Source organism: Nostoc sp. TCL240-02 (assembly GCF_013343235.1).
Lineage (GTDB): Bacteria > Cyanobacteriota > Cyanobacteriia > Cyanobacteriales > Nostocaceae > Nostoc.
Genome location: NZ_CP040094.1, coordinates 2,846,309 through 2,858,122 on the forward strand (window position 1 = coordinate 2,846,309; position 11,814 = coordinate 2,858,122).

Genomic DNA, 11,814 nt, shown 5'->3' on the forward strand with positions numbered 1-11,814 from the left:
ACAACTGTGTTAGTATTGAACAATATTGTTTTAAAGCGATGAGCCAAATCACTATTCAGTGTCGTCTTGTAGCCTCAGAATCATCACGCCACCAACTATGGAAGTTGATGGCAGAGCTAAATACGCCACTGATTAATGAACTACTGCATCAGGTAAATCAACACCCAGAGTTTGAGACTTGGCGACAAAAGGGCAAACACTCTATTAGTATTGTCAAAGAACTCTGCCAACCTTTGAAAACTGACCCTCGCTTTATCGGTCAGCCTGGACGGTTTTACGCGAGTGCGATCGCATTGGTGAATTACATATATAAATCATGGTTTGCGTTAATGAAGCGATCGCAGTTCCAACTAGAAGGCAAAATTCGCTGGTTGGAAATGCTCAATAGTGATGTTGAATTGGTAGAAAGTAGTGGTGTCAGCTTAAATAGTCTTCGCACTAAATCTGCTGAAATTTTGGTTCAATTTGCTACTCTCAATACTGCTGAAACTCAATCAACGAATGTAAAAAAAGCTAAAAAGCGCAAAAAATCTCAAAATTCAGATAGCGATCGCAATTTATCAAAGAATTTATTTGAGACTTACCGCAACACAGAAGATAACTTGACTCGTTGCGCCATCAGCTATTTGCTCAAAAATGGTTGCAAAATCAACGAGAAAGAGGAAGACGCTAAAAAATTTGCTCAACGTCGCCGTAAACTTGAAATTCAGATTGAACGCCTTAGAGAACAGCTAGAAACACGAATTCCCAAAGGTCGAGGTTTAACCGCTACCAAATGGTTAGAAACCCTTGTCGTTGCCACTCACAACGTTCCAACAAATGAAGCCGAGGCGAAATCTTGGCAAGACAGCCTTTTAAGACAATCTAGCAAAGTACCTTTCCCAGTAGCTTACGAAACTAACGAAGACATGACTTGGTTTAAAAACCAGTTTGGGCGCATCTGTGTAAAATTCAACGGTTTGAGTGAGCATAGTTTTCAAGTGTATTGTGATTCTCGCCAACTTCACTGGTTTCAACGCTTCCTAGAAGATCAACAAATTAAGAAAAATAGCAAAAATCAACACTCTAGCAGCCTGTTTACCCTCCGTAGTGGGCGTATTGCTTGGCAAGAAGAGGAAGGCAAAGGCGATCCTTGGAATGTTAATCGTGTAACCCTCTACTGTTCTGTAGATACCCGCCTATGGACTACTGAAGGAACCAATCAAGTAAGGGAAGAAAAAGCCGAAAAAATCGCTAAAATTATCACCAATACAAAAGCCAAAGGCAAGCTTAATGAAGAACAGCAAGCCCATATAAAACGGCAAAACTCTACTTTAGACACAATTAATAACCCTTTTCCTCGCCCCACGAAACCTTTATATAAAGGACAATCTCATATTCTTGTTGGTATTAGCCTCGGCTTAGAAAAGCCTGCAACGCTAGCGGTAGTAGACGGCACTACAGGTCAAGTAATTACCTATCGCAGCATCAAACAACTACTGGGTGATAATTACAAACTGCTAAATCGACAGCGACAGCAAAAGCACTCTTTATCCCACCAACGCCAAATAGCTCAAACGCTTGCTGCACTAAATCAGTTTGGAGAATCGGAGTTAGGGGAATATATAGACAGATTACTAGCGAAAGAGATTATTGCGATCGCCCAAACATACTCTGCTGGAAGTATTGTTCTACCTAAGTTGGACAATATGCGAGAGCAAGTTCAGAGTGAGATTCAAGCCAAAGCTGAACAAAAATCAGACTCAATAGAAGTTCAACAAAAGTATGCCAAACAGTACCGAGTTAGCGTTCATCAATGGAGTTACGGCAGGTTGATGGCAAACATCCAAAGTCAGGCTGTTAAAGCTGGAATTGTGATAGAGGAATCAAAACAGCCAATTCGAGGTAGTCCACAAGAGAAAGCGAAAGAATTAGCGATCTCCGCTTACTATTCCCGCAAAATAAACTGATTGACAAAACACCGAACCTTGACAATAAAATAAGAAAATTCAACAGCGCCGCAGTTCATGCTTGTTATAAGCCTCTGTACTGTGTAAATTTGGGTTAGTTTGACTGCTGTTAAACAGTCTTGCTTTCTGACCCTGGTAGCTGCCCACCTTGATGCTGCTGTCCCTTGCGGACAGGAATAAGGTGCGCCCCCAGTAATAGAGGTGCGGGTTTACCGCAGTGGTGGCTACTGAATCACCTCCGACCAAGGAGGAACCCACCTTAATTATTTTTTGGCATGGTAAAGCAGGGGCGATTTCGCTGGGACTCCTGCCAAAACTTTAAATCGCTTGTTTAATAAGGTTTATAGCCTTTGATGTGTCAGTTGATTTACTTTTTTAAGTATTAACTGACGGGCGGTTTTGGGAGACGTGACAAAAATGCCTTCAGAACTATTGGTAAATCAAGGCTTTGAAGCGCAGAGTTTCAACACCCCTCCCAGCTAGAGGCGGGTTGAAAGAACTACATTATCTTGCCCAATCCATGAATCATTGTTTCAACACCCCTCCCAGCTAGAGGCGGGTTGAAAGTAGCCAAGGTTTTGTAGTTGTAATGAGGCATTGCTCGGTTTCAACACCCCTCCCAGCTAGAGGCGGGTTGAAAGGTGTTACTGAATTCTATCAAGCTTTTGACAAAGCAAAGTTTCAACACCCCTCCCAGCTAGAGGCGGGTTGAAAGAGCCTTTAAACGTGAAATGGTTTAGGGAAGGCAGAGAGTTTCAACACCCCTCCCAGCTAGGGGCGGGTTGAAAGTACACAAAGGGAAGTCAGTAGTATAGCGGTTATCAGTCTTGTGAGGTACAGTAGCAGCAGTGAGTAAACCAACCCAGCAAATTCTCTATTGTCACTTCTGCGAATGCCGTATCTAATGCCTGGAGTAAATCAGGGTATGTCCTTGCACCGATGCGACGGAGAATGTTCTTAATCTTGGACCAACAATTCTCAATCGGTGAAAAATCGGGAGAATAGGGGGGGAGATAAATGAGATGAGCGCCAGCAGCGATGAGCAAAGCTTCAAGTTCATCACTTTTATGGATTGAGCAGTTATCCATGATCACCACTGCACCAGGCCAAAGTTTGGGTACGAGCTTTTGGGCGATGAAGGCATCAAAAGTCAAAGCATCGATAGAACCTAAGCCACTCCATTGGGTGAGCAGTCCTTTCAAGCTAATTGCACCAATTACCGAGACATTTTTCCCTTTGCGGTTGGGCTTTTGAGCATAGGCCCGAAGGCCAGGCAAGGCGCGGGCACATTTGCGGATGAAGGACAGATTAACTCCCGATTCATCTAAGAAAATCAGCTCTTCGACGGGTATCCCCCTCAAGAGTTTCCAGTACTCAAATCGGGCTAGTTGGACTTCATCACTACCTTTTTTTGTGAGGTGGAGACTTTTTTTTTGAGGTTGAGGTGAAGTTTCCAGCGAACCATCCGATTCACCGTAGCTACCCCAATTAAGACCTCTGTTTTCTCGTAAAGTCGTTCCCGCAATTCGCTTAACGTCGCATCGGGCTGTGCTATGACGAGTTGGCGCAGGATTTCTAACTGTTCAGCATTCAACTTTGTTGCTGTCTGCTCAGTCCGCACCTTGGGGCCTATCATCCCCAATTCTCGATGGCGTTTGAGTAAATTTTGCACAAAACTTAAGGTGACACCAAAGTTTTTAGCCAGTTTTCGTTGGGAAATGTCACCGCAGGCATAAGCATCAACTATTTTTTGACGCAAGTCGAGAGAGTAGGCTTTCATCACCACCAATTATCAGTAGAATTGCTCTCTCCTACTGTACTGAAGTAGACTGATAACCGCTATAGTTTACAAATTGGGTTTCAACACCCCTCCCAGCTAGAGGCGGGTTAAAAGTATTTTGGGAAAAAGGTTTGTCAACAAATTGCAAAGTTTCAACACCCCTCCCAACTAAAGGCGGGTTGAAAAAATATATACCATCTTGTTCGTAAATTAGCTCTTTCTCGGTGTTAGCATTCCTTTAAAAGCTTTATCGACTTTTTGTAACTAGTTCTCAATTTCGATGCCAAGCTGACAGTTTTTAGGTGGGTTGAAAGGATAGAGCAACAGATTCTTTGTTTGGAGGGAATGACCTCTGGCTCTATTAGTGAATAATTAATCCGGTTATAAGTTAGATGCACAAGGATAATACTGCCATACTTATAAATATATAGCAGTATATAAATGTGACAGGTAATATGTTAACAGTGACATCAATTAGTTAAATATGACATCAATCTGTTAACAGTGACAAATAATGAGTTAATGTACAAAAAAACGAGCGCGGAGGGATTTGAACCCCCGACCCACAGAACCGGAATCTGTTGCTCTATCCACTGAGCTACGCGCCCTTAGTCTCCCCCATTATAGCACGTCTATGATAAAGTTCTCAGCCTAGAAAAACTTGGTTTATAAGTTTACAGATAATTAGCTGGGTCTACTGGTGTACCATTCCGACGGACTTCAAAGTGGAGGTGGGGCCCAGTTGAGAAACCTGTGGAACCCACAGCACCGATCGCTTGTCCGCGTTCAACGGCTTGTCCTTCAGAAACATACAACTCGCTGGTATGTCCATAGAGTGTAGTAAGACCATTGCCGTGGTCAATAATTACCGCTCTGCCATAACCACCATACCACCCAGCAAAAATCACTCTGCCTGAATCGGCTGCCCGAATTTTACTACCATAGCTAGCGGCAAAATCTAACCCAGCATGAAAGCGACGATAGCCAAGGATTGGGTGTATCCGCCAGCCGAAGGGACTACTAGTAGAAGCGTCGCTAGGATATGCCATTACACCGGTTCCTCGAACGATCACACTTGTCTGGCTGTTGGTTTTTGTTTGCGCCTCTTCTGTTGCTCTGGCTTCTCCTACCTTTTGTTGAATCAAGACTTCCAGATTTTTGGATTCCCTCTCTAGCTGGTTTTGCGCTGCTTCCAAGGCTAGGCGATCGCTATTGAGGCGTTGAATCAATTCTGATTGTGACTCCGCCTGAGTTTGATAACCGGATTTTTGTGCCAGTAGTTGCTCACGAATCAAGGCAATTTCATTTTTTTGTTGTTCTACGCCCGTTTTTTGTTGATTTATCAGGTTTGCTTGGGTGTTGAGTTTCACCAAAATTTGCTCGTCTGCCTGATACACTAACTTCAACTGATGACGACGGCTGATAAAATCGCTGATATTTTCACTTTGGAGCAAAACTGCCCAGCCAACAGATGCAGGCGATCGCTGGAGATAACGCAATCGTGCTACTGTTGCTATTTGCCGCTCCTCGTAGGAACGTTGTGCTACAGCTAAATCAGTTTCCAACTGCTGGAGGCGTTGGGTGGCGAGTTGTAATCGAGATTCGCTCTCTTGAATGTAGCTATCTGTAGTTTGGAGATTTTGCTTTAAACCAGTGAGGTGTTTTTGGGCCTCTTGTTGGAGATTGGTTAAGCGATCGCGATCGTTAACCACACTCTGACGCTGCTGGTTCATTTGTTGCTGCTGTTGTCGCAGAGTATCAATAGACCCTGTGGAAGTTGCATGTACTGGAATTAATGACAAACAAATCCACAAAATGCAGCAGAATACCAGAGATAAACAGCCAAAAATCAGATTTTTACCTAGAAATCGCGCTCTCATAGCGTGAGCCTAACTAAAACGATGCTTTCAAACACTATGAGGATTATTCCCAAAATCTGATTAACTCACTCTATGTATCAAATTGATCTGCCAAGTTGTAACACAAAGATTCTTGCTATGTCAGCATTAAGCAGGTAAACCTAGTGGTTTATCGCATTAATTTTGATGGGGTTGATAAACGAACCGCAAAGGACGCAAAGAACGCGAAGTTAAGAGTTAGAGAAGAGGGATTTAAAGCTGATTTACCTATCAAAACTTTTGCGACAGACCACTAGTAAATGTCGGAAAAGTTAATGATAGGTAGTTAGAGTATGCCCAATACGCTTCGGATAAGGTTTTTTGATAGACTACGCCCTAGATCACAAAGACGCGATAAATCGCCGTCTCTACAAAGGACTGATTATTGTAAAGACGGCGATTTATCGCGTCTCTTGCCTTGACCGAACCGTATTGAGAGTATGCCTACCATCGCATCAATGTATTTGCTGATGGGACTTGGGGATTACTGGGAGGAGTAATCACAGCGCTAGGAATACATGGGTTAGTCACGGTTAGGGATTGTCCAAAAAATGAATTAACCACAGAGGTAAGGCAGCGCGGTCTTCTCTACGAGACGCTGCGCGATGGGGGTTTCCCCCATGAGTGACTGCCGCGCAGAGAACACAGAGTGAGGAGAGATAGAGAAGATTTTGGCGTTAGTTTTGAGATATTTTTTGATTGGGAAGTCCCTTTAAAGATAATTGTGTGAAATCTGTTAAAGTTTCAATTAACCTAAAACTTATAATTTAGCACGGGCTAAATACCCCGCGATCGCTAATAGGACTTAGGGCTGATGCAAAGGCAAGAAAAAATTTCACAAGTAATAGTGACTGCTGGGCAGATGCGCGATATTGAAGATCGGATCTTTGCAGCAGGAATGCCTGTAGTAGCTTTAATGGAAAAGGTGGCGGGATTAGTTGCCCGTCGGATTCAAGAGATCCCCCCAATTCCCCTTAAAAAGGGAGATTATGTTGCTTCAAACACCCTCTTAAAAAAGGGGTTGCCGCAAGCGGTGGGATCTCGTGTTGGAATTCTTGTCGGCCCTGGTCATAATGGTGGGGATGCTTTAGTAGTAGCCCGTGAATTACACTTTCGTGGGTATGAGATTTGGATTTATTCTCCTTTCTCTAAGTTTAAGGAATTAACTTCGCAGCACTTGCAGTATGCTCAGAGTTTGGGCATTCCAATTTATCAAACAATTGAGCAACTGCCAGATTCTGATTTGTTGATTGATGGCTTGTTTGGATTTGGTTTAGAAAGAAACCTGACTGATCCTATTGCCTCTGCAATTAATCAGCTAAATGAATTGTCTGTGCCGATTTATAGTATTGATTTACCTTCAGGTTTACACACCGATACTGGCGTTGTATTAGGAACTGCCATTCGCGCCACTCACACTTTTTGCTTGGGTTTATGGAAGCTAGCTTTCTTCCAAGATCGGGCGCTGGAATATATTGGCAAAGCTGAGTTAATCGATTTTGATATTCCTTTAGCTGATGTAGAAGCTGTTCTCAAAGATGCACCCAGCATTAAACGTATTACACCAACAACGGCACTCGCTACTTTACCTTTACCTCGCCCACCTGTTACCCACAAATATAAAGAAGGACATTTACTCCTGATTTGCGGTTCGCGGCGTTATGCCGGTGGAGCAATTTTAACTGGTTTGGGTGCTAGGGCTAGTGGTGTGGGGATGCTTTCTATTGCTGTGCCCGAATCGCTAAAATCTCTTTTGGTGTCGCACTTGCCAGAAGCGCTAATCGTCGGTTGTCCAGAGACAGAAAGTGGAGCCATCGCTCAATTGCAATTACCCGAAAAAACCGATCTGATTTCCTTTAGTGCGATCGCTTGTGGCCCCGGTTTAACACGAGATGCTACTCCCATTGTGCAAGAGGTCATAGAAAGCGATCGCCCTTTGATTCTCGATGCCGATGGTTTAAATATTTTGGCACAAATGGGAGCGATCGCCACTTTAAAAAAACGTCTTGCCGTAACCGTACTTACACCCCACACTGGAGAATTCCAGCGATTGTTTCCTGATGTCGCTGATGCTAAACATGACACAGTGAAAGCAGCGCAGGAAGCAGCCTTACAAAGTGGGGCGGTGGTGTTATTGAAAGGAGCGAGAACTGCGATCGCAAACCCTCAAGGTGGCATTTGGATGATTACTGAAAGCACACCTGCTCTCGCACGTGGAGGTAGCGGTGACGTATTAACTGGGCTACTAGGTGGATTGTTGGCACAAGCCGCAACTAAACAGATTTCTGTAGAAGATATTGTCGCAACTGCCGCTTGGTGGCATTCACAAGCCGGGATTTTAGCAGCCCAAGAGCGGACTGAATTGGGTGTAGATGCGTTTACATTGACACAATATTTGCTCAAAGTTCTTAGTTTAGTTACCATACCTTAGCCAAAATTAAGATGTTGGGATAAGGCAATAGGCAAATATGGTTTTCGAGTACACTAACGCATTTGTCACCATAGGATCGGTTAATTTTGATAAATTAGTAGATTTTTATACTAAATTCCTGGAGCAAAAAGCAGTTATTTTGATTCCGAATGTCTATGCTGAGTTTAATTTAGTTGGTATGCGATTAGGTATTTTTAAACCCAAGAAGACAAACGAATCGGAATTTGAAGCGATGTCTAACGACAGCCCGCTTTGTGTCTACGCCAAAAGTAAGATAAGTTTGTGTTTAGAAGTGAGTAACTTAAAAGATGCGATCGCTCACCTAACAGCTTTAGGCTATCCTCCACCAGGAAATATTTCCACTGCTTCTCACGGCAGAGAAATTTATGCCTATGACCCTGATGGCAATCGTCTGATTTTACATCAAGCTGCTACTACAGAGAGTCATTAGTCATTGGTTTTGGACAAATGACAAATGACAAATGACAAATAACAAAGGACAAATAAAAAAATGGCTATAACTCAAAACTATAGATTAAACGTAATTCAATGGTATCCAGGTCACATTGCGAAAGCGGAAAAGAAACTCAAAGAACAGCTTAAGCGCGTAGATGTGGTATTTGAGGTACGAGATGCCCGAATTCCCTTAGCGACTCATCATCCCCAAATAGGTGAGTGGGTAGAGGGTAAGACACGGGTATTGATACTTAACCGAGTAGATATGATTACGCCACAAATGCGATCGCTGTGGATAGATTGGTTTAAACGTCAAGGAGAAGTCCCTTATTTTACCAACGCTCAACATGGTAAAGGTATAGCAGAAGTGGCGCGGGCAGCGCAAGCGGCCGGAGTAGAATTAAATCAAAGAAGAAGCGATCGCGGAATGTTACCTCGTCCAGTCCGGGCTGTGGTCATTGGTTTTCCCAATGTTGGTAAATCAGCTTTGATTAACCGCCTTTTAGGACGGCGAGTAGTGGAAAGTGCAGCCCGTCCTGGGGTAACTCGCCAATTGCGCTGGGTGCGAATTTCTGAACATTTGGAATTGTTAGATGCTCCTGGTGTCATCCCTCTAAGGTTAGAAGACCAAGATGCAGCATTGAAACTAGCGATTTGTGATGATATCGGCGAAGCATCTTACGATAATCAGCTAGTAGCAGCAGCCTTAGTGGATTTATTCAACTACTTGGAAGCTGTAACTACAGATTTGTTACCGAGGAAACCATTACAGTCCCGCTACCAACTCGATTCGATCTCAGACACCGGGGATACTTATCTACATGCTTTAGCAGAGCATCGTTACAAAGGTGATGTAGAGCGTGCTGCAAGGCAACTTTTAACAGATTTTCGTAAGGGGTTATTAGGTGAAATGAGTTTAGAATTACCTCCTAACTAGATTACAAGCATTTTCAGTCTGTTTCTGAGTAGCAGATGAGTAGGCTAAAAATCTGGACATTCCGCCTTGGTAACATCTGGGTGGCAGTAGTACCTCAAAACAGTTTGCACATTGTCACCAATCCAGTAAGCTACCTTTTCCGGCGATTCCCCAGAAGCGATCGCCCAAGTAACGAGATATGCCGAGTGCTATAAGCCTTTAGGTAGGGAACTATGCCTAGACCAAGATGCACTTGTAGAATTGATGCGGAAATTTGATCGGCAGCCAGTAGAGATTTAATTATTGATTAATGGTGTGTTGTTCCTGGTTGAGGTATTAAGCAAGGGAGAACAACACTACTATAATACAATACAGTTCAGAGCAGACCAAAACACTTGTAGAGACGGCGATTTATCGCGTCTCAAAAACCCAAAATTGTTTGCCAGTAGCCCTCAACCCAAGCGTATTGGATTATAGGTAATTGAAGAAACCAAACCAGATTCCTATAGTATTAATAACAGTTGATTAATAACTTTTAACAAATGGCTTTATCGAACGAATTATGGGCAGCAAATCAAGACTTAGCCCAAGCTTGCTTAGAGCATCCTTTCGTTCAAGGCATTGGCGATGGTATTCTTGAGCAGCTAAAATTTGCTTACTACGTGGGGCAAGATGTTTTTTTCTTAGAAGCTTTTGCGCGGGCGTACAGTATCGCCGCAGCTAAAGCACCAGACTGGTTAGGTTTTACCACATTTCATAACTTAGCCAGTTCGGTTTTAGAAGAACTACGGCTGCATAGTAACTATGCTTCCCAGTGGGGAGTGAATTTACATTCTGTGGAAGCTGGCTATGCCACCCGCCGCTATACTGATTTTTTGTTAGCAACTGCTTGGAGTGGAGATGTGGGTTTGACTGCTGTGGCGATGTCTCCTTGTATGCGTTTGTATGGCTTCTTGGGAGAACAGTTGGCTCTTCATGGTATTCCTAATCATCAATATGCAGACTGGATTCGTACTTACAGCAGCGCCGAGTTTCAATCACTAATAAAACAATTAGAAACTTTAGTTGAAAATTATGCCACGAACAATGCTGTAGTGAATTCAACCTACCGTTATGCGATGTTTTGTGAGCATGAATTTTTTCAAGCTGCATGGATTTCTGCTAATAAATAACTAATTATAAAAATACTAGGTATCTAGTCGTAGCTCTTTGGGAAACAACTTTCTAGTTTACCGATCCTAGCCATTTTTATAGGATGAATTCTCCCCATTTTTCCGATGTCATCTGTGTTGAGAAAAGGACACGATATGAACATCTGAGAATGTTTTTGGAAAAATCTTATGTCTTCATTAATGGCTTTGTCCAACAGTTTAGCTGACACAGTAGAACAAGCTGGAAGTGCTGTGGTTGCTGTGAATGGGGGTACTCGTGTTTCCCCAAGTGGCATTCACTGGCGTAATGGCATCATTGTTACCTCTGATGAATCTCTCCAGCGCTATGACGACATCACCATCACTCTATCAAATGGTAGCACTGTACCCGCAACACTTGTTGGTCATGACTCTAGCACCGATATAGCTGTTTTTAAACTAGAAAATTTAGAAATACCTGTGGCGAAAGTTGGTGATGCCAAAATGCTCAAAGTTGGTCATCTGGTGTTAGGACTGGCAAGAGGTAGCGAAGGTGACTTAAGGGCGGCGATGGGTGCGGTGAGTGTAGTTAGCGGTGCATGGCGCAGCATGAATGGCGGAAATATTGACCAATTCATCCGTCCAGATATCACCCTTTACTCTGGTTTTGCAGGTGGGCCGCTCGTAGATGCTGCTGGTTTTGTGGTAGGCATGAATACATCGGGGCGGCGTGGTACTGCTCTGACTATTCCCAGTGCTACAGTCGATCGCGTGGTTGACCAATTGGTAGCAAAAGGACGCATTTCAAAAGGCTACTTGGGTGTGGGAATGCAACCTGTACGTTTACCAAATAACCTGAAAACTGCTCTCAATTTAACTTCTGCAACTGGGGTAATTGTCGTTAATGTTGAGTCTTCTGGGCCTGCTGACAATGCAGGCGTGCTGCTTGGCGATGTTTTGGTAAGGTTCGATGGCGTAACTGTAGGCGATACAGGTGATGTTTTGGCGTTACTCAATAGTAGCGATCGCATTGGTAAAACTGTCAACCTGCAAGTTGTCCGGGGTGGAGTGTTAATTGAGTTAGCGATCGCAGTTGGCGAACGATCTGTGTAATTCGTAATTTGGAACTCGAACGTTGAGGCTTTGAACTCGGAACTTTGACCTTTTTGCTCGAACGTTGAGCCTCTGAACTTGGAACTTCGACCTTTTTACTCGAACGTTGAGCTTCTAAACTTGGAACTTGTCAAAATTTGC

10 protein-coding genes, 1 tRNA gene and 1 CRISPR repeat array are annotated in these 11,814 nt (G+C 43.4%); of the genes, 7 read left to right on the forward strand and 4 right to left on the reverse strand.

The features are described 5' to 3' along the window. The first annotated feature begins 38 nt into the window (after positions 1–38). On the forward strand, positions 39–1,949 hold the full coding sequence (gene cas12k, locus FBB35_RS12045) for a type V CRISPR-associated protein Cas12k (protein WP_174709822.1): 1,911 nt from the start codon (positions 39–41) through the stop codon (positions 1,947–1,949). Between the two features lie 460 nt (positions 1,950–2,409). After that, positions 2,410–2,738: direct repeats of the CRISPR family, unit length 37 nt; unit sequence GTTTCAACACCCCTCCCAGCTAGAGGCGGGTTGAAAG. A gap of 32 nt (positions 2,739–2,770) precedes the next feature. Here the strand turns inward: cas12k and FBB35_RS34600 are convergent. The 4 genes from FBB35_RS34600 to FBB35_RS12060 all read right to left on the reverse strand — a co-directional run bounded on the left by FBB35_RS34600 (position 2,771) and on the right by FBB35_RS12060 (position 5,609). Next, positions 2,771–3,310: an IS630 family transposase gene (locus tag FBB35_RS34600; protein WP_254625604.1), complete on the reverse strand. Its 540-nt coding sequence runs from the start codon at positions 3,308–3,310 to the stop codon at positions 2,771–2,773. 23 nt (positions 3,311–3,333) lie between these two features. Continuing rightward, complete coding sequence (locus FBB35_RS34605; RefSeq protein WP_254625668.1) at positions 3,334–3,729, reverse strand: transposase; 396 nt, start codon at positions 3,727–3,729, stop codon at positions 3,334–3,336. Between the two features lie 535 nt (positions 3,730–4,264). Next, a tRNA-Arg gene (locus FBB35_RS12055) sits at positions 4,265–4,337 on the reverse strand. A 66-nt stretch (positions 4,338–4,403) separates the two neighbouring features. Continuing rightward, positions 4,404–5,609 carry a murein hydrolase activator EnvC gene (locus tag FBB35_RS12060; protein ID WP_174709823.1) on the reverse strand — a complete coding sequence of 402 codons (1,206 nt, stop codon included), beginning with the start codon at positions 5,607–5,609 and terminating at the stop codon, positions 4,404–4,406. Positions 5,610–6,438: 829 nt separating this feature from the next. On the opposite strand from FBB35_RS12060, the gene FBB35_RS12065 reads away from it, so the two are divergent. The 6 genes from FBB35_RS12065 to FBB35_RS12090 all read left to right on the forward strand — a co-directional run bounded on the left by FBB35_RS12065 (position 6,439) and on the right by FBB35_RS12090 (position 11,673). Beyond that, positions 6,439–8,058 (forward strand): NAD(P)H-hydrate dehydratase, encoded by a 1,620-nt coding sequence (locus FBB35_RS12065; protein WP_174713620.1) that lies wholly within the window; start codon positions 6,439–6,441, stop codon positions 8,056–8,058. A 37-nt stretch (positions 8,059–8,095) separates the two neighbouring features. Beyond that, entirely contained in the window at positions 8,096–8,509 is a 414-nt protein-coding gene (locus FBB35_RS12070; RefSeq protein WP_174709824.1) for a VOC family protein, read from the forward strand. A gap of 60 nt (positions 8,510–8,569) precedes the next feature. Next, positions 8,570–9,451: a ribosome biogenesis GTPase YlqF gene (gene ylqF / locus FBB35_RS12075; protein ID WP_174709825.1), complete on the forward strand. Its 882-nt coding sequence runs from the start codon at positions 8,570–8,572 to the stop codon at positions 9,449–9,451. Between the two features lie 35 nt (positions 9,452–9,486). Continuing rightward, complete coding sequence (locus FBB35_RS12080; protein ID WP_174709826.1) at positions 9,487–9,645, forward strand: hypothetical protein; 159 nt, start codon at positions 9,487–9,489, stop codon at positions 9,643–9,645. 327 nt (positions 9,646–9,972) lie between these two features. Continuing rightward, positions 9,973–10,602 carry a TenA family protein gene (locus tag FBB35_RS12085; RefSeq protein WP_174709827.1) on the forward strand — a complete coding sequence of 210 codons (630 nt, stop codon included), beginning with the start codon at positions 9,973–9,975 and terminating at the stop codon, positions 10,600–10,602. 168 nt (positions 10,603–10,770) lie between these two features. After that, complete coding sequence (locus FBB35_RS12090; RefSeq protein WP_174709828.1) at positions 10,771–11,673, forward strand: S1C family serine protease; 903 nt, start codon at positions 10,771–10,773, stop codon at positions 11,671–11,673. The last annotated feature ends 141 nt before the right edge of the window (positions 11,674–11,814 follow it).